General features: G+C 35.7%; 18 protein-coding genes and 1 other RNA gene. 4 read left to right on the top strand and 15 right to left on the bottom strand.

The genetic code is table 11. The features are described 5' to 3' along the window. Positions 1 to 127: 127 nt before the first annotated feature. From BN1354_RS10650 to rnpB, 15 genes are all read right to left on the bottom strand, one after another. The gene (locus tag BN1354_RS10650) at positions 128 to 2,932 is read right to left on the bottom strand and encodes a COG1470 family protein (protein WP_053827093.1); all 2,805 of its coding nucleotides are present in this window, start codon (positions 2,930 to 2,932) and stop codon (positions 128 to 130) included. Between the two features lie 3 nt (positions 2,933 to 2,935). After that, a complete protein-coding gene (locus BN1354_RS10645; protein ID WP_053827092.1) occupies positions 2,936 to 3,955 on the bottom strand; it encodes a hypothetical protein in 1,020 nt (339 codons plus the stop codon). Next, positions 3,948 to 4,775, bottom strand: a complete 828-nt coding sequence (locus tag BN1354_RS10640; RefSeq protein WP_053827091.1) for a fimbrial biogenesis chaperone — start codon at positions 4,773 to 4,775, stop codon at positions 3,948 to 3,950. The genes BN1354_RS10645 and BN1354_RS10640 overlap by 8 nt, the downstream gene beginning before the upstream one ends. 91 nt (positions 4,776 to 4,866) lie before the next feature. Then, positions 4,867 to 5,424, bottom strand: a complete 558-nt coding sequence (locus tag BN1354_RS10635) for a hypothetical protein (RefSeq protein ID WP_053827090.1) — start codon at positions 5,422 to 5,424, stop codon at positions 4,867 to 4,869. Positions 5,425 to 5,846: 422 nt separating this feature from the next. Beyond that, a complete protein-coding gene (locus BN1354_RS10630; RefSeq protein ID WP_053827089.1) occupies positions 5,847 to 6,398 on the bottom strand; it encodes a hypothetical protein in 552 nt (183 codons plus the stop codon). A 520-nt stretch (positions 6,399 to 6,918) separates the two neighbouring features. Beyond that, entirely contained in the window at positions 6,919 to 7,431 is a 513-nt protein-coding gene (locus tag BN1354_RS10625) for a hypothetical protein (protein WP_053827088.1), read from the bottom strand. A 193-nt stretch (positions 7,432 to 7,624) separates the two neighbouring features. After that, positions 7,625 to 8,611, bottom strand: coding sequence for a FecR family protein (locus BN1354_RS10620; protein WP_053827087.1), 987 nt, complete (start codon positions 8,609 to 8,611; stop codon positions 7,625 to 7,627). 68 nt (positions 8,612 to 8,679) lie between these two features. After that, the gene (locus BN1354_RS10615) at positions 8,680 to 9,252 is read right to left on the bottom strand and encodes an RNA polymerase sigma-70 factor (RefSeq protein WP_053827086.1); all 573 of its coding nucleotides are present in this window, start codon (positions 9,250 to 9,252) and stop codon (positions 8,680 to 8,682) included. Between the two features lie 36 nt (positions 9,253 to 9,288). After that, complete coding sequence (locus BN1354_RS10610; protein WP_197272054.1) at positions 9,289 to 10,503, bottom strand: aminotransferase class V-fold PLP-dependent enzyme; 1,215 nt, start codon at positions 10,501 to 10,503, stop codon at positions 9,289 to 9,291. Positions 10,504 to 10,514: 11 nt separating this feature from the next. Beyond that, complete coding sequence (gene sufD / locus BN1354_RS10605) at positions 10,515 to 11,855, bottom strand: Fe-S cluster assembly protein SufD (protein ID WP_053827085.1); 1,341 nt, start codon at positions 11,853 to 11,855, stop codon at positions 10,515 to 10,517. A gap of 12 nt (positions 11,856 to 11,867) precedes the next feature. Further along, the gene (sufC, locus tag BN1354_RS10600; RefSeq protein ID WP_045090527.1) at positions 11,868 to 12,611 is read right to left on the bottom strand and encodes a Fe-S cluster assembly ATPase SufC; all 744 of its coding nucleotides are present in this window, start codon (positions 12,609 to 12,611) and stop codon (positions 11,868 to 11,870) included. 39 nt (positions 12,612 to 12,650) lie between these two features. Further along, positions 12,651 to 13,430, bottom strand: coding sequence for an ABC transporter ATP-binding protein (locus BN1354_RS10595; RefSeq protein ID WP_053827084.1), 780 nt, complete (start codon positions 13,428 to 13,430; stop codon positions 12,651 to 12,653). A 12-nt stretch (positions 13,431 to 13,442) separates the two neighbouring features. Further along, the gene (locus BN1354_RS10590) at positions 13,443 to 14,192 is read right to left on the bottom strand and encodes an MlaE family ABC transporter permease (RefSeq protein ID WP_053827083.1); all 750 of its coding nucleotides are present in this window, start codon (positions 14,190 to 14,192) and stop codon (positions 13,443 to 13,445) included. 42 nt (positions 14,193 to 14,234) lie between these two features. Then, a complete protein-coding gene (locus BN1354_RS10585) occupies positions 14,235 to 15,782 on the bottom strand; it encodes a YihY/virulence factor BrkB family protein (RefSeq protein ID WP_052673236.1) in 1,548 nt (515 codons plus the stop codon). 17 nt (positions 15,783 to 15,799) lie between these two features. Further along, positions 15,800 to 16,124: RNase P RNA component class A (rnpB, locus tag BN1354_RS11790), an RNA gene on the bottom strand. A 192-nt stretch (positions 16,125 to 16,316) separates the two neighbouring features. Here rnpB and BN1354_RS10580 point away from each other — a divergent pair. The 4 genes from BN1354_RS10580 to BN1354_RS10565 all read left to right on the top strand — a co-directional run bounded on the left by BN1354_RS10580 (position 16,317) and on the right by BN1354_RS10565 (position 19,955). Continuing rightward, positions 16,317 to 17,381: a family 20 glycosylhydrolase gene (locus BN1354_RS10580; RefSeq protein WP_394331738.1), complete on the top strand. Its 1,065-nt coding sequence runs from the start codon at positions 16,317 to 16,319 to the stop codon at positions 17,379 to 17,381. Positions 17,382 to 17,479: 98 nt separating this feature from the next. After that, positions 17,480 to 19,072, top strand: coding sequence for a sulfatase family protein (locus tag BN1354_RS10575; RefSeq protein ID WP_045090531.1), 1,593 nt, complete (start codon positions 17,480 to 17,482; stop codon positions 19,070 to 19,072). Positions 19,073 to 19,078: 6 nt separating this feature from the next. Then, positions 19,079 to 19,348 (top strand): LysO family transporter, encoded by a 270-nt coding sequence (locus BN1354_RS10570; RefSeq protein ID WP_045090532.1) that lies wholly within the window; start codon positions 19,079 to 19,081, stop codon positions 19,346 to 19,348. Between the two features lie 4 nt (positions 19,349 to 19,352). Beyond that, a complete protein-coding gene (locus tag BN1354_RS10565; RefSeq protein ID WP_053827081.1) occupies positions 19,353 to 19,955 on the top strand; it encodes a LysO family transporter in 603 nt (200 codons plus the stop codon). Positions 19,956 to 20,040: the final 85 nt, after the last annotated feature.

Genomic DNA, 20,040 nt, shown 5'->3' with positions numbered 1-20,040 from the left:
ACTGATATTGATTTAACAAAAATAAAATCATATTATGATTCTTCTTTAATATGGACACATGACATCATATAAAGTATTAGCAACAATTAATTTTTAACAATTTAATCATATTTTTCAGTATATCAACTTAGAAACGCTTAATATTTATTTTACGCTCCTTCACTATGATCTCAAAATCATCAAGCTTAGTTACCTTTCCTGCCTCAATTTGGAATATCTGCTGAGGATTAACAGAATCTGTATGTTCTGGAAGACTATTTTTACTAAGTTGAATAGTATAAACACCATTTGGCAGGAATGTAAGAATATTACCGTTACTATCAGAGACAACTGTACGATTGATACTATTGTCACTGTTGGAGATAGTAAACCTCAAACCTTCAAGTTTTTGAGAAGTGCTCATACTAAACTCCCCTTTCAGATATTTCACCGAACCCTGCAATGTTCCACTCTGTTTTAATGGAATATTGACTTTCGTTTTGAATTTATTTATTTCTATATTTTTCTCTTCAAAAGTCCAGCTTTTATCACTATATGATTTTAAATTAACCTCACCAAATGGCACATTTGAATAACGAATACGTCCAAGTTTATCAGTGATAAAAACTTTCTTGTTCAGGCTTATTAAATAATCATTTGCAGGTTCATCTCCATCATCATATTTATTATTTGCATTACGATCATAGTATACCTGCGCAATCAATCTGCTTTTTTTACCTGAATTTTGTTGGAAGCTCCTGAATGTATAGGTCACACCTGCCTGTATATTATATGTATTCACCTTGCTAACAAACTCATACCTATACCAGTAACTATTCATAAAAATGGCAAAATTATCCTTTGCCATCCAGTTTACACTCATATTTACAGATGGAACATTCCCCTGGTAATTATCACGTGTAAAATTTATGCCGGACGAGAATATTAATTTCTTTGATATTTCCTTATTTGCCGAAATTGAGGATGAGAACCTGTAAAAGTCTTTATTCTGGCGAGATGACAGGAGATGCTCATATAAATAGTATGCTCCTCTCTGATATGAAATATTCATATTCAACCAGTCATAAGAGTAATTTAAAGTTGATTTTGCCTGATTTCTGATGTTTTCACTCAAAGGATCTTTAAATACTCCAGCTTCAAATGTACCGAGAATGGAGTGTTTTGTTTTTGAACCTTGCCATCTCAATTGCAAACCCAGTCTGTTTGAACTCATACCTAAGGGTCGCAAAGAATCATCATTATCAATACTTTGTGAGTAACTCGTAGAGCTCTCACCCTGTAATCTATAGTATAAAGAACCGGATAGCTTTTTCAAACTGGGCAAAGACAAAAAGATATTTGCATTACTATATTCTGAGCTATAATTGTAGTTATTAGCATATGATTTGGGCTCTGTTTTATTATAACCAATGTTTCCGCTGAGGTTTATATCATTTATAATTTTTAGACCAAAACCCTGGTTAAAGTTAACCGTTCCCTTTCTGCTACCCGGAAAATATGGGTCACTATAATATGCCGATCCATTTAATGTCACTAAGTCAGAAATAGCTCCTCTGTATTTAATTTCTGCAGCACCTGTAAACTTAGGGGTTTCAGTTATTTCATATAAACCCATTGCGCCATGTGCCGACATATCAATGTTCCATTTCTCCCCAATATCTGATCTCCACTTCAGACTGCTTACGTGAAAGTTGGCACTCTCATATATGTTACTCTGATATAGGTAGGATAACTGTACACCATTGCTATGGCTATTTGCACCCAGCTCAGCCTTAGCATAGAAAGAATAATAATCACTGAACCAGGTGCGATCGCTAAAAAGATTATAGTTCTGATCAATTGCCCCTACTGTAAATGACACACCATCGTTACCATCAGAAAACTTCATCTTAGCACCTCTTCCATACATTGGTAGTTCCATATATTCGCTCACATTGCCAACAATAAATTCATTATCATTTAATTTATAAGTGAGGGAAGTACCGGTTGAAACAGGAACATCCGATGAGCCATATTTATATAGATTACCTTTCAAGTGAATATAGCCTGCTGGAAGGTTAAACATTTTTCCACCCTGCAATTGAAGCATACTTGAATATCTATTATATTGACTGTAACTCAAAGATAAAGAATTATCAGAAGCCCCTCTTGAGAGCATTATATCCTGAATAGCATTAATATCTCCAAAACTCTTATTAGAACTTACATTCTGTACAATTAAATTTCTGCTGCCAAAGAGTTTCTTATCTCTCCCTTTCATCGCAGAAATGTAAACTGGGAACTGAGGTTTAATAAGGAGGTTGCTGCTTACAATAAAACTGAATGTTTGTGTCTTTCTACTCATTGGTTCTACTCTTAACTTCAACTCTGTAAACTGGGGTATTCCGCGTATTTCAGGTATGTTAAATACCAAAGTCACCTCTTCAGTTAAATTACCCATGTTGTTAACTGTCACATTAATTCTCACTGAGTCTTCAGGATTTATAACCATTAATGGTGTATCATCTGTTATTAGGTTTATATTCTCACGAACTTCAACCTTATAATTCATCTCCTTAACTAAAACTGAATTATCCTCCTCATTATATAGAGTATATCTAAGAGGTTTTATCCCTGCACTTAAATTCTTGCTAATAACTAATCTGAACGCAAAAAAGCTACTATCACCTGGTAATAAGTTAACCTCACGATCATTTTTTGAAAGAGTATTTATTTCTGATTCTGAATCAAATTTGAGAGTACCTTTAAATTCAAGTTCTGATCTGTTTTTTATTTTAATAATATGACTAATTATATGTTCATTTATATATGATTCACCCACTTCCATAATAATTTGATCATTATTGGCAGTCTGTGCTTGTACTATACTCAGGGTACAAAGCTGGGTCAATATAAACGCTACTATTAAAGGCATCATTCTGTTGCCTCTCATTTCTTATAAAGGTGAAATCTCATACATTAACTGCGTACTATAGTTTTTTGAAGGAACATTATATAGCCGCGTATCATTTGAACTTGTTGAATATGTCACATTATAATTAACTGACAACCCATTAGTGGATTGACTCTGCAATACAACTTTTTTATTTGTCGACAATTCCGTAAGTCCGCTATCACCATCTCTGCCTGACAATTTCAATTTAACTATTTCGAGTGGCAGAGTTTCTCCGGTTTCTGAAGTAAAATTAGCATCAACAGAACGAACAGAGATCTCATAATCTGTTGTTGCAGAAACAGTTAATCCATTTAGGAATGTAACACTTTTACCATTTACATAATCTGAAATCGAATTATATTCGATACTTGCATTAGTTGCTTCACTAGAAAAACTGATTGAATATTCCTCCTCGACAGGAGGTGTACCAGGTAGATTGTGAATCTGAACTCTAAATGGGCAACTATAAGTGCCAATTACAACATCATCCTGATTGTGTAATCTGAAAAGCATTTCACCATCAAAAGTGCTGTTCTTCATGTTTGACAAATAGCTGCCACCCTCCAAAATAAAGTTCAATAATATTTGCAAATTATAATAGCCGCCATATTGACTTGAATAGTAGAGCTCTGTTAAAGATGAAGGCACCAGATACACTTTGGTGTAATCCTGGATTCTTACAGGAATCACAGGCTGAACAATATTTTCTACAGATTGTATCTTCCTTGGATTATTGCCTGATTCATTGACACTTGAAAGTTCTAATTTAATTTTGTCTGTTAATCTCTTATTTTTATTTTGCTCAAAAGGAATGACCACCTCGACTGAAACCTTCCAGTTTGGCTCATACAGATCGGTCCCAGTATATTGAATATTCAGAGTTATTGCACCACTCATATCTGCTCCACTATATGAATATACACCTAAATAACCTTGACTCCAGCCGTCGAATGTTAGTTGTCCATAAGAAAATGAAGCAATGATTAATAATAATGATATGCCAAACAGACGTTTATTCATAACTAAATTGAAGCTCCGCTGCTTCCAGAGCTACCTCATCACCATAATCGATAATTATAGTTGCAATATATTCCCCACTAGCCAAATCTTTCCCAAAAGGTAAGAACATAGTTCTTTTATCCCCTGGAAGGGTGTAAAAAACTGATTCATCAAGTACAATCTCATCACCTGTATTCTGATTAAAAAGAGTTGTATTCACAGTTCCATTTGCCCATATATTCCCTGAATTATTAAAACTCAGCCTTAATCTGTCATTTTCACTATCTAATGAAAGCTCAACAATCTCAATCAATTTTTTAGTTGCACTTGCATCATTATGATACACTTTAATACCTTGTCTGACATTCACCTTTATTGCGGCACCGTCAGCATCCACTCCATCTACTGCATTCATCTGAGTTACATATACCATTGCAGTGTTTACAGAGCTTTTATAGCCTTCGGTTTCTTCAGGCACGCTCATTCTTAATTCAATCTCACGGTTTTCACCTGGATTTAATGTAAAATAGGTACCTTCATCAATACTCAGCCAGGAAGCACATGAGAAATTCAATGAGTCAGGAGGGAACATCATGTTATTCCCCAGTTCATCATATTTCCAGTCGCCAAACGTAATGGAAAGACTCATAATATGCTCTTTGCTGATGTTGTTTACCAATACCTTCTGTGTACCTGTTTCCCCGGGATTTAAATCATAGTAGAGTCTCGGAGGTGAAACAGATATTCCAATCTGAGAAAAAAGTGAATAAGTTGCAACTAGAAGCAAACATATAATCGACATGCACTTAAATACAACATCAGGTAATTTCTCTAACCTCATTTCATTAATTAAATTTTTGGACTAAGCAAAAAAAAGGGATGAGTTAAATAAATTTTCCTCCTCCCTTTCTTTACTCATATACTTATATCTCTTAGTTAGCAATAATTGTGTACGTTACCTCGGTTGTAAAAATATTATTGGCATCTTTATCATAAAGATTCAGATATTTGTCTTCTTCACTAAGTGCATTATTATATGTTACACTATATTTCAGATCTCTACCACCTATTTTAGATGCAATTAAAGTCTGTTCGCTTCCTAAAGCTACAGCTTCTCTTTCTTCCATTTCTAGTCTGTTTCCTGTACCTGGAGTTGCTAGAACAGTTATATCTGATGCCAAAATCTCTTTCCCTTTATCGTTAGTCAATTTATCTGCTGAATTAACCTTTACCTCGAACCCACCAGTACTGAATATCTGCAGATGGTCAAGTTTGTTTACAAAAAGACCGTTCTGATAATCATCAATTTCAGAATAAACTATATCCACTGTTTTCTGATCAGGATTAACTTGAATTGTCTGAATAGGATTTAATTTAATGTTAAGGGTGACATTATCAGTGTTATTTGTGGTTTCTGCAAATACACTGTTTACATTTAGAATGCCTGATAAAATAATTAGAGCTGTAATTAAAAAGCTTTTTGTTTTCATTTGTGATTAATTTTATATAATTGTAAAGTACATAGTTTATTTTTTAGACATTTTATTGCAAATCTCAGACTCATTAAATTATCACATTAATTCTGCAATTGAATCAATTTAAGAATTTGGTGCTAATTTTGGGTTCTGATCTGTTTGTTTCAGTCGATAGTATTACAGAAATTTTTCTCTAATCCTAAAACGTTGCAAAATTAGGACAATTCCTGTTGTTTACAAATAAAAGACATTATTTTTATGATTTTTAACTAAGCGTAAAATTAGTCAATTCACCCAAGATATAACAACCTGTCACTCTGCGACATACGATACATTTTGTCTACTTTCTAAGTTCAATCGTTTTTTGTAACTGATTGAAACATTTCATTTTGTCTTTTTATTAAAACTAAAGACTGGTATGATTAATAGTCTCTCTTTTACTTTGCAGCTATAGTATAGGTTATTTGTGTTGAATAAGTATTAGTCCCACCATTTTTATAGAGATTGATATACTTATCTTCGCCCCCAGATTCATTATTGTATGTGATATCATACATCAAATCTCTTCCACCTGAGTCGGAATTAATTAGTGTTTCTGGTCCTCCAAGTACAACAGGCCCTGCTACGGAGTTCTCAACTTTATTATTGGTTCCATTTTCTGCCAATATTTTTATATCTGACGATTTTATGTTAGAACCATCTCCATTACTTAAGTCACCATCTGATTTTACTTTAACTTCAAAACCTCCGGTACTAAATATCTTTAGGTGATCTTTTATCGTTTTAAACACACCTTCTTCATAATTATCAATGGTATTATAAACAAGATCTACATCTTGCTGAGTATTAACTATAATTGTCTGTATAGGGTTCAGAACAATATTAAGTTTAACTGTTGCGGATTTAGGCTCTTCTGCTTTTATTTCAATTATATTCAAAAAAGAAGAGACAATAACAAGTAGTAACACGAAATTTTTTTTTGTTTTCATTTGAAGTTTATATTTGAAATTCTAAAACTATTCCTCAGATTTATACTGTTATATATTTGCGTCTTCTTGTTATAGATCTCAGACCATACTGTAAATCACAGTTCTCCGATCATCTAGTCCCCACAACTAAATGTTAATTTGGCGCATTTATTATTTAACTATGAGAGTTAATTAATTAATATATTTTATCTTTATAAATAAGTCGCGACAAAAGTAATACATAATTTTATTATTGCAAATTAAAGACATATTTTTATCTTTTTTTAACTAAGAGTGATTTTTAATAGACCTTGTACTCTCTTATATATCTGTTATATTGCGCTTTACACCTTTCCGGTTATCATTAATTAATTATTGCAACAAGGACAATATGTATAAATTATAAAATAATTTTTGATGTTACCTAAACAATTACAGTAATTATTATTGTTTAAATAAAACATTTTTTAAATAATGGGAAGTATTTAGATTTGTTTTAAATATTAGAATTAGGCCAATTACTCAAAGGTTAATACATCTATCACTTAGAGGTTATTGTATATGTTACCTCTATAGTATAAATCTCCTCTTCTTTACCTGGTTTCTTGTTTATATATCTATCGGAAGAGCCGGCAGAATTATCGTAGGTAACACTATATTTAAGGTCTCTGCCTCCAGTACTTGAAGTAATTAAAGACTCAGGTTTAGTAGATAAAATAACATTACCAAATATATTATCAAGGTTGTTTTCAGAACCATTAAAAGCATTTATCGACACATCTCCGGCAGGAATGCCTTCCGTATTGGATGAACTTGAGAATTTGTCATCATTTGAGGCAACATTAACCTGAAAACCTCCACTGCTGGTAACTGAAAGATGATCGTCAATAGTTGCAGTAACCCCGTTTTCGTAATCTTCTTCTGTAATATAATTTAAGTCTACACTTCTTTGTGAGGAGTTAACAGTAATTGTTTGCACAGGGTGGAGTATGATGTTTAGCTTAACAACATCTGAGTTAGATTGGGCATTTACATTTTCAAAATAGAATGTCATGCTCAAAACAAATAATATTATTAAAATAATATTTCTCAATGCAATACAATTAATTAACTAATTTCTTTCAATAACTGATTGCAAGTTAATTTAATATTTTAAATATACAAAATATAGCCCTATTATATAGAATATATTGAACTATTATAAATATTGTCTTTGATGAGTTAAACTATTCAATACAATGAAATAGTTATTCATTTAGCGAAACAAAAATTTTATTTTCAATTTTTTCAAATCTTACAGGTGCAATTTTTTGTAATTCAAATAATACTGAATCAATATCTTTATTTTTTGTCGTAATAGTATAACTATAATTTAAAGCTTCTGGTGATTTTAAATTAAACTGCACATCATATTTTCTTTCCAAAACTTTCAACGCTTCAATAAGAGGAGTATCGTGAAAATATAATATGCTATTCTTCCAAAGTGAAACATTTGATGGATTTGATAAATTAATCAAAACGGCGTTCCCTGTATTCTTGGTGTATTCTATCTTTTGTCCTGGAGACATATAATAACTATGACCATTTACATGAAATGAAGTTTTTCCCTCTTCTAATACTACTTGAATTGTTTCATTTTCACTATAAGCATTTACATTAAATGATGTCCCTGCAACTCTTACAAAGGTCTTTTGTGCATTTACAATAAAAGGTCTTTTACTGTTTGGGGCAACATTAAAATAAGCCTCTCCATCTAAGTAGACCTCTCTGGTTCTAAACCCGAAACGTTGAGGATAGCGGATTCTTGTATCTGAATTAAGAAATACCTCTGTTCCATCCTGAAAAAACAATCTTCCACTTTCACCTTTTGGTATATACAGATCAACATATTCTGTAGCCTGAAAGAGTGTAGTTCGGGAACTAATATAATATCCTAGTCCTAATAATAGCATCATTGGCAGAAATATCGCTGCTGTGGTGAAAAAAAACCTTCTTAATCTTTTATTACGTATATTTTTTTCTATTCTGTTAAATAGAATCTCTGATTGCAAAGGAGTAAAGGATTTACCTGTGTCAGCATCATATTCCATAATATATGCATCTCTATCAATTAAATCGGATAAGTGGTGCTGACCCTCAATAGTTTGAGAGAACCACTCCACAATTTCACGAGCCTCATTTCTGGATGAGGTCTCATTTAGTACTCTGTATATTATTTTACTGCTAATAGGCATCTATACTACTTCTTACTTATTATTGACACATTAATTACAAAAAGATATTAGTTCGTTTAGAACTTTTATTACATTATTTTACTCTGTTTGAAATATGATCTTATTATTTTCAACGATTCCTGATAGTGTGCTTTAACGGTATGCACAGAAATCCCCATCTTAGCAGCTATTTGCTGATTGCTGTCATTTGATTTCAGCTTTCTCATACATACTTCCTTTTTTTGAGGCGGTAACATATCCACTACTTTATATAGAATATCTCTCATCTGTTTATCTTCAATATCTTTGATTATATCATCCTGTACCGGAATTTCAACCTGTGCATTTTCATAATTAAATGAAACCTTATCTTTTTGATCCCTGAAAATATTAAGAATATAATTCTTTGTCATTGTAAATAGATAGTTCTTTAGATTTATCTCAATTTGTATACCAGTTGTATGCTCCCACAGTTTTACAAAAACATGCTGAACCACATCCTCAGCCATCTGTGTGTTCTTAAGATATTTAAGTGATATAGCAAAGAGATATCGGTGATATTTATCATATATCATCGCAAAAGCTTTCTTATCCCTCTTCTTTAATAGAATGAAAAGGGCATGATCTTCATTCCTTGCATATTCAGGAAATTTATCTTCCATGATACTATTGTCAATTAACAAAATAGATAAACTACTTCAAAACATCTTGATAATTCTTTCCAGTCCTTTAACCAACATATCAACCTCTTCTTTAGTATTATAGAAGGCAAATGAAGCTCTGACGGTTCCCTCAACACCCATTATTTTCATTAACGGTTCGGCGCAGTGGTGACCTGTTCTTACAGCTATACCCATTTTGTCAAGAAGAGTTCCAATATCATAAGGATGTATTTTATTAAATACAAATGATATCACGCTACTTTTATGCTGTGCTGTTCCAATAATTTTAATCCCCGGAAGATTGAGCATTTTTTCAGTAGCATATCTTAAAAGATCAGATTCATATTCAGCTATGTTATCCAGTCCAATAGATGACACATAGTCAAGTGCAGTGGCCAATGCCGCTGTGCCCACAAAATCTGGTGTTCCTGCCTCAAATTTAAAAGGCAGCTTATTGAATGTGGTTTTCTCAAAAGAAACACTCTCTATCATCTCACCACCACCCTGGTAAGGAGGTAGTGCATTTAACCACTCTTCTTTTCCGTAAAGTACACCAACGCCGGTTGGTCCGTAAATCTTATGAGAAGAGAAAACCAAGAAGTCACAATCTATTTTCTGAACATCTACTTTTGCATGCTGAACACTTTGTGCAGCATCAATAAGTACAGGAATATTATGACTGTGAGCAATCCTTATAATTTCATCAATTGGATTAATAGTACCAAGTACATTTGAAATATGGGTCGCGGCGATAAGTTTTGTTCGGGGAGATATCAGCTTCTCAAATTCCTCCATTATCAATTCTCCATCCTTATTAATGGGAATTACCTTTATCTTGAGTCCTCTTATATCAGCCTGAATTTGCCATGGAACGATATTGGAGTGGTGCTCCATAGCAGTTATTAATATTTCATCTCCTTCTTTGCAAAATGATCTGCAAAAAGAGGATGCAACCAAGTTTATCGACTCAGTTGCTCCTCTTGTAAAAACAATTTCTTCTGGAATATTGGCATTAATAAAACGCTGAACCGTCTTTCTGGCAGCCTCATGCTTATCAGTTGCAGCCTGACTAAGATAATGCACACCTCTGTGAACATTTGAGTTCACTGTAGAGTACATTTCTGTAATCTTATCCATCACACACTGCGGCTTTTGGGTAGTTGCTGCATTATCCAGGTACACAAGAGGTTTACCATAAACCTCTCGTGCAAGTATTGGAAAATCAGTTCTTATTTTATTAATGTCAATCATTATATTTCTTTTTATTTACAAACGTTACAGTTGCCACATCTCATCAGTTCGCCTCTGAATCTCTTATTTATGAGAGATATCAGTCTCTCCTGTAATGAAGGTATGCGAACAAGATCAACAACATCACGCGTAAAAGCTACCAGGAGCAGCAGTCTCGCTTCCTCTTTATCAATACCACGCGAACGCATATAAAAGAGCGAATCTTCATCCAGATGCCCTGTCGTAAGTCCATGAGAACATTTAACGTCATCTGCATAGATCTCAAGCTGAGGCTTTGCAAACATCTGAGCTGTTTCTGAATTCAACAGATTCCGGCTAGTCTGATAAGCAAGTGTTTTCTGAGCATCTTTCTCTACGAGAATCTTCCCGCAGAATACTCCTGTTGCTTTATCATTTAATATAGTTTTAAACAGTTCGTCGCTCATACAATTTGGCTTTGAGTGATCAAGAAAAGCGAAATTATCAATATGCTGCTCTTTATCACAAATAGCCAACCCTCCTGCATGAGCTTCGGCATGCTCACCAAGTAGTCTATAACGGAAATTATTCCTGGTATAGCCATTATGAAGAGTAATGCTGCTTGTTACAACCTTTGAGTTATCTTTCTGCTCACTGAACAGATTGTTTAATCGAGTTACTTTTTCGGAGTTTTCTTCAAGCTCATAAACATCCACCTGAGCACTCTCATCTGCAAAAACTTCTGTCACCTGTGTAACAACAAAACTTACTTCATCAACAGTGTGATCACAGACAAGGAGTTTTACATGAGCATTTTCTTCTGCAATAATCAGTAAGCGACGATTGACATTCAGATCAACCCCGCCACGAAGAATATTGATCAGCTGAAGCGGCTTTTCTACTTCAATATTCTTTGGAACGTAAATAACAAAGCCATCCTGAACAAACATTGTATTATATGCTACAATGCCATTGTCTGTACTATCCGCTATTTTTGCATAATATTTCTCAAACACCTCGGGATGTTCTTCTGAAAACTGCCTCAAGCTGCCAGCGAAAACACCTTCGGGTAATCCCTCACCCTGTTCCACCTCATTATAAAACCTGTCGTTTATAAGAAAATATGTATGTGTGTTCAGGTTTGGGACATCGCATTTAAATGCCTCATAGGGATTAACGGGAATGGGGATATTCCTTAGATTCAGTCCCAGATCAGCATCGAAAACACGTACTATATTTGAATGTTTATAATCTTCCTGTTTTGAAGTTGGAAAGCCTATCTGTTTGAATGTTTCAAAAGCAGCATCACGATGCACATTCATTCCATTTGAAGAATTTGCATCCAGATCACCTCTGTATTTCTCAAACAGATCAATATATTGTTGTTCTATCATCTTTTTACTCGTTTACGGATTAATCAGCCATTCGTAGCCTTTCTTTTCCAGCTCCTCTGCTAGATCCGGGCCACCTGACTTAATAATTTTTCCATCAAAAAGCACATGTACAAAGTCAGGCTTGATATACTCAAGCAGACGCTGGTAGTGTGTAATTAGGATAGTTGCATTTTCCTTTGTCTGCAATTTATTTACTCCTGCAGCCACAACCCTGAGAGCATCAATATCCAGTCCTGAGTCTGTTTCATCTAATATAGATAAAAGAGGATTGATCATTGCCATTTGGAAAATTTCATTCTTTTTCTTTTCCCCACCTGAAAAGCCCTCATTTACCGAGCGACTTACCAGTTGACTATCCATTCCCAGAAGCTCCCTTTTATCACGCATCAACTTTAGAAAGTCAGTTGCAGATATAGGTTCTTCACCCCTATATTTTCGCTGCTCATTTATTGATGCTCTCATAAAATTCACCATGCTCACTCCGGGAATTTCTACTGGGTACTGGAAACTTAAAAACAGACCTTCCCTTGCTCTGTCTTCAGGTTCCATTTCCAATAAATCTTTATCATTAAATAGAATACTGCCACGAGTAACTTCAAACTTTGGATGACCTGCCAGAACAGAAGCCAGGGTACTTTTACCCGACCCGTTAGGTCCCATTACAGCATGAATCTCTCCGGGATTTACTTCCAGATTAATACCTTTTAGTATCTCCTTATTTTCAACTATTGCATGCAGGTTCTTTATCTTTAACATACTTTTATTATGATATATATTAATATTTATGGGTTAAACTCAACCCTTTTTATCTTCAGAAATTTTATCTTCTGCTTCTTTTATTTTTTTGAAAAGATCTGAGGCAAATACAAAATCGTTCAGCTTTTCATTATCAGCATCCATAACCTCAGATTTTGTACCTTCCCACTCTTTTACACCTTCGTTTATAAAAACTACTTTATCTCCTATATTTATAACTGAGTTCATATCATGTGACACTACAATAGTTGTCATCATGAAATCCTTTGTAATATCTTCTATAAGTTCATCTATCAGCTGCGATGTTTTTGGATCGAGACCTGAATTAGGTTCATCACAAAACAGGTATTTGGGATTAAGTGAAATTGCTCGTGCAATTGCTGCCCTTTTCATCATACCTCCACTTATTTCTGAAGGATAAAGATTTGCAGCATCCGAAAGACCTACCCTTTCAAGGCAGAATTCCGCACGTTTCCTTCGTTCCCTGCTGTTCTTCCTTGAAAACATATCAAGAGGAAACATCACATTCTCCAGGACTGTTCTCGAATCAAAAAGCGCTGAACCTTGGAAAAGCATCCCAATATCTCTTCGCAAACGTCTTAACTCCTTGGTCTTAAACGCTAAGAAGTTATGACCGTCATACATTATTTCTCCAGAAGTTGGTGTTAATAGTCCGACAATGCATTTCATCAAGACAGTCTTTCCTGAGCCACTTTTTCCGATAATCATATTAACAAGGCCTTTATCAAACCTTGCATTAATGTCATTTAAAACATTATCGCCCTCAAACTCCATATTCAGATGTCTTACCTCTATCATCTACTTTGCTTTTTATCCCATTGCCAGTTGAGTGAACACCAGGTCGGTCACAAGAATAAGAATACTATTTATCACTACAGAGTCAGTACTTGCCTTACCAACATCCAATGCTCCACCTTTTACGGTATAACCGAAAAAGCCTGCTACAGATGCAATAATAAAGCCAAACAGCATCGATTTAGTGATAGAGTACCAGACAAATGACTCTCTGAAAAATGCCTGGATTCCATATATATATGTTTCCACAGATGGAGTTCCTAATACAAGACAAATGACATAACCACCAAACAATCCCATGAACATACTGAAAATAACCAGTACCGGCATAAAAGCGACGAAAGCTGCCACTTTTGGCAATATAAGATAGTTGGCCGAATTAACCCCCATTATATCTAGAACATCAACCTGCCCGGTTATTCTCATTGTGCCGATCTCTGAAGCCACATTTGAGCCCACTTTACCTGAGAGTATCAAACACATTATTGTTGAAGAAAACTCCAGTAAAATAATTTCGCGCGAAACTACACCTACAGTAAAACGTGGCAGCATTGGCGAATCCACATTCAGAGCTATCTGCATAACAATTACAGCTCCTATGAAAAAGGAAATGATAACTACTATCCAGATTGAATTCACCCCTAACTGATACACTCCCTTTATGAACTCTTTCATAAATTCACGCATCCTGTCGGGAACAGATAATACTCTCCTCATCAGTAATGCATATAACCCGACATTTTCTATTGAACCGATGAAACTCATGTGGTTTATTCTCTCTGATATAAAGTACAAAGATAGAAAATTTTATAAATCTTTCAGCAAGACATCTTTATCGCTTTCATATATATACATGCGATTGTCAACCAATGCCTTCCAATGTTCACTATATACTCCCTGTGTATCTATCATAAAATCCTCTGAACCCTTTTTATCTAACCTGGACATAAGATAATTAACAGATATATTATGAATATCAACAGCAGGCTGGAAAGCCATTACTCTTTCATCAGCTTTAGAAGGTGTTGCCGAGATTATATTTATCTCCAACAAATTGTCGAGAATAATGTTCGTTAACCTCGAAGGAACCTTACACTTTTCGGAAAGTTCATCAGCTGTAAGAGGTGTTTTTTCGTTAGCAAAACGTTTTACAATCTCTGAGGCGATAATAAGAGTGAAAAAGTCCTTATATCTTCTGCTTACTCTTCGCGTTTCCTTTTCAAAGGAGAATTTTCTAACATTTTGTGCAGCATAGGATATCTCTGCCCCTATTAGTGTTAGGAACCATGAAAACTGAATAAACAGCAGCATAAGAGGTATTGCTGCGAATGTACCGTAAATAGCATTGTATCGGGTAATCCAAAGTTGCCCGCTCAAAAACATAAGCTGGAATACCTGAAATGCAACACCGGCAAGTACACCTGCAATAAGTGCATTACCAAATTTCACCTTGGTATTTGGCAAAAACTTGTACAGTACAGTAAACAAAAGTATGATAACTATATAGGGTACAATATCCAGCAGACGTGGTATAAACGGGTAGAGAATATATATTATTTTAAGTGTCTGATTTTGAGGATAACTTAAAATATTCAGAGCATTAACCAAAATAAAAAACAGAGGCATAAGAAGAACCATTGCAGTATAATCGGTAACTTTCCTTGCAACACTTCTCCCTTTTCGGACCTGCCATATCTGATTAAAAATATTTTCTATCTCATTAAAAAGCAGAAGTATTGTATAAAGCAGTAACAGAATACCGATTCCTGCAAAAATACCACCTCCCTTGGCCTCTTCAAGTGAATTGTCGATCAGCTGAAACAACAGGTTTATAAACTCCCTGGTTCTTCCTTCAGCTGTGGTCTCTTCACTGAAAAATACAGGTTGATCAGTTGTCAGAACACCGGTGGAAGCATCATCTAACACAGAAGTTTCACCAGAGAATAAAGATATTGTGTCTGTAGTTGCAGATGGAACTGAATAAGCTATCTCTGTATTTGGAGAGTTTCCCAGTAAAAGGTTGAAGATGCTGCTCTCAACTATATTTTCGATCCCAAATCCCCTTGCAATAGCAAATAGGACAGCTAATAAAGGTACAATCGAAAGAAGTGTGCGGTAAGTAAGAGAACGAGCACTTGCAGGAATATTCAGCTCCTTGATATTTCTTACGGTGAGTATGATTGTCTTAGTTGCATTATACAGTATATTCTTACTGTTAGACAAAGTATCCGGGTTAGATCGCCAGATACCATAAGTCAGAAAATGCACAAACTCTCTGAACTTGGCTTCCACTTTTTCTATTCTGCCAGGTTCATCAATCTCATTCCGGTATTTTTTCTTCCCGAATTTAATCATTTCTTGCTATGATAAAAAAAAGCAGCCGGTCTATAAGCCGGGTTCTGTGTCCCATAAGGGATGTTTGTCATTTATCTAAGCGGCCTACCCCTCGGCATCGGGCGAGCAACCCTAATTATCCGATATACATGGCCTTGCAACCCATAATGCGTACGGCATACCATGTTGCCATGGTACCCGGTGAGCTTTTACCTCACCTTTTCACCCTTACCTTGTAAACAAGGCGGTTATTTTCTGTTACGCTAATCTGCCCTCACGAACAGCTTCCCGTTAGGAAATATGGTGCTCTGCGTTGCCCGGACTTTCCTCCCCGGTTTACGGGGCGACAAACCGACCTGCTGCAAATACAAAAGTAATAATAAGTAACGACTTAACATCGCTACATCTTTAATAAAAACAGTTAACTTTGTGAATATAGAGTAATGCCACTAAGGAAAAATTTTTTATTGAAGAATGATATGTATCAGTTAATTATAAAAATATAGTAGTATGAAAAAAATTAGCCTGCTCATTATTTTGCTCTCTTTCCTTACAATGTATGTTAAAGCGGAACCGACCGAAAGCTCAGCAATGGATCTCCCTGTCAGAGGATTGGCAATTGCAGCACCGGACGTCAACAATCTGGATTTATTTCTGAAATTCATCGAAGAGGAATTGGCTCCTGCACACTTCAACTTACTAATCCTTAGAGTTGACTGGAACTATGCCTATGAAAGTCACCCTGAACTAAGAGACCCAAATCCACTAACCAACGAGGATGTAAAAAAAATTGTAGATGTATGTAAAAGTAACGGTATTAAAGTAGCTCCACAGGTGAATCTTCTGGGCCATCAGTCATGGGCAAATACCACTAATGCTTTGCTTCGTGAGTATCCAGAATTCGACGAGACACCTCATATTAAAACTGAAGATTATACAGGTTGGCCAAATCCTGATGGACTCTACTGTAAAAGCTACTGCCCACTTCACCCGGAGGTTCACGATGTAGTATTTGCAGTAGTTGATGAGATTCTGGATGCATTTGAAACTGATATGTATCATGCAGGAATGGATGAGGTGTTTTATATTGGCGAGGATAACTGTCCACGTTGCAGCGGAAGAGATAAAGCAGAGCTTTTTGCAGGAGAGGTTACTAAAATCAGAAACCATCTTGCACTTAAAAACCGAAGGTTGATGATATGGGGTGATAGATTAATTGATGGAAAAACAACTGGCATTGGTTTATGGGAGGCAAGTATGAATAATACACATCGTGCAATTGACATGATTCCAAAAGATGTTTTTATATGCGATTGGCATTATGAACGTGCTGAGCCAACTGCAGTTATGTTTGCAATGAAGGGTTTTGATGTTGCAAGCTGTCCCTGGAGAAAACCTGATATAGCTTTATCACAGCTATCAGATATGATTAAACTGAGAGAAAATTCTAGTCCCGGAATGGCGGATAGGTTTAAGGGTATTATTGCAACTGTATGGACCGGAGCTGGCCAGTTCCTAAAAAACTATTACGATCCAAGTTCGATAAAAGAAGAATTATCTGAAGTTAACACAGTTAAAAGTTTAATAAGTGAGTACAGTAAAAATCCGCAGGTGAATTAATTAAATAAATTACAGTAAATGTTGTCATAATTTGTATTTTTGCATTAATGACACCTTCATTCAGGATATTTTTAAAAAAACTCACATATAAGAACTTTATGAAACTTTTTAATGTTAATTCTGCTACAATGCTGGGACTGGGATCTTTGGCCCTCTTGGCATCTTGTCAGAAACAGGAGAAGAAACAGGATCGTCCTAATATCATTTTCATAATGAGTGATGATCATGCGTATCAGGCTATCAGTGCCTATGGTCACGGACTAAATGAAACTCCAAATATCGACAGACTGGCAGAAGAGGGTGCTATGTTTACCCGGTCAACTGTTACAAACTCAATCAGTGCCCCTAGCCGCGCTGTATTACTAACAGGAAAGCATAGTTTTGTTAATGGAAAAGTTGACAATCTGCAGCCTTTTGACTGGGATCAGCCTAATTTCCCAAAACTTTTGCAGGCAAACGGATATCAGACAGCTATGATTGGTAAGATTCACATGGATGGTATACCTCAGGGGTTTGATTATTCTATGGTACTGCCGGGACAGGGGGATTATTATAATCCTGACTTCTTCATTAATGGAGAACGGATCCGCAAAGAGGGATACTGCACTGATATTATCACGGAAGAGACTATCGACTGGATAAAAAACAGACGTGACAAAGATAAACCGTTTGCAGTTTTATATCACCAGAAGGCTCCACACAGAAACTGGCTGCCTGCTCCTGAATATCTAACTCTGTATGACGATGTTACTTTCGAACCACCAGCTTCATTCTTTGATGATTATGAGGGTCGTGGTACAGCCGCAAGAGAACAGGAGATGGAGGTTCATGGTCATGCAAGATGGGGTCATGATTTCAAATTTATAGTTTCTCCTGAAGGTGACAGTACCGGTTTTTACAATCAGCTTAAGAGGTTCACACCCGAACAGAGGGAACATTGGCTATCGGTCTACACACCACAAAATGAGGAGTTCAAAGCCAATTATGCAAACATGACAGACAGAGAAATAGCTGTTTGGAAATATAACCGTTATATCAAGGACTACCTGCGCACGATTAAGTCAGTAGATGATGGTGTGGGTGAACTGCTCGACTTCCTTAAGGAATCAGGCCTCGATGAAAACACTATTGTAATATACACATCAGATCAGGGTTTCTATCTTGGAGAACATGGATGGTTTGATAAACGATTCATGTATGAAGAGTCGTTCCGCACTCCATTACTGATCAGATACCCTAAAGAGATCAAGCCTGGTACCGTTATTGACAAGCTGGTGCAGAATCTGGACTATGCTCCCACACTTCTCGACTATGCCGGTATTGAAGCACCTGAAGAGATGCAGGGCAAGTCGTTCCGCAGACTTGTTTCCGGTGAAACTGATGAGTGGCGCGATGCAGTTTATTATACTTACTATGAATATCCTGCCGAGCACATGGTAAAACGTCACTACGGCGTCTCCACTGAAAGATATAAGCTAATTCATTTCTATTATGATATTGATGAGTGGGAGATGTATGATCTGGAGAAAGATCCTCAGGAGATGAGAAATATCTATAATGATCCCGAGTATAAGGATGTGCAGATTGCAATGCATAAGAAACTCGAGGAGGTGCGCAAATATTATGGAGACAGCGATGAGCTGAATGACAGATATTTGAAAGAGTTTATTGAACATAGTTCGGGTAACTAAACATATATGTTCATAGTAATAGCTTTTATGCTTATTGGGGGTATTACCGGCTACTTTCTGCGTAAAAAGGAGCTCGGTAATATTCCCAAATTTGTTACTGTGTTAATTTGGCTCCTTTTAGCTATACTTGGAATGGAGGTAGGCAGCAACCCAGATATAATAAAAGGTCTGGCAACAATTGGGAAAGAAGCACTTTTCATTACCATTGCTGCTGTAACTGGTAGCGCATTTATGGCACTACTTCTTTGGAAATTGATAAATAAGGGTAAGAAATAATATCATGAAGGGAAGTATCATCATAGTCTCTTTTTTTATCCTTGGTGTCCTGCTTGGCTATATGGGACTTGTACCTGACTCCTTGATTGAAAGAGATTTAAGTTTTTATGTTCTTTGTGCATTGATGTTCTTTGTGGGTTTAAGTGTTGGGTGCGACACAAAGACTCTGAAGAGTTTCAGTAAACTAAACCCTAAATATTTCCTGCTGCCAATTGCAACTATAGTTGGCACTCTGGGTGGATGTGTAATCATATCATTTCTGTTGCCAGACAGACAATTATCAGATTTACTTGCCGTGGGAAGTGGTTTTGGGTACTACTCATTATCAAGTATCTTCATTACAGAGTACAGAGGAGCCGAACTTGGTACGATTGCATTGCTGTCGAACATCATGCGGGAGCTTATTGCTCTCTTACTTGCTCCCTTCCTTGTAAGATATTTTGGAAAGCTTTCTACAATATCTGTTGGAGGAGCCACAACTATGGATACTACTCTACCGGTAATCTTAAAGTTCTCTGGTAAGGAGTTTATTGTTATATCTGTATTTCATGGTTTCATCCTCGATCTGAGTGTACCATTCCTGGTTACTTTCTTTTGCTCTTTTTAAATTTATTATCTACTTTTGAACTACACTCTAACAATTTATCAATACAATTTAATAAAAATGAAAAAAACCTTGTTAATTATTTCTT

The organism is Lascolabacillus massiliensis, assembly GCF_001282625.1.
GTDB lineage: Bacteria > Bacteroidota > Bacteroidia > Bacteroidales > Dysgonomonadaceae > Proteiniphilum > Proteiniphilum massiliensis.
Note: the sequence above shows the minus strand (reverse complement) of the source record. Positions and strands in the feature narration are given on the sequence as shown.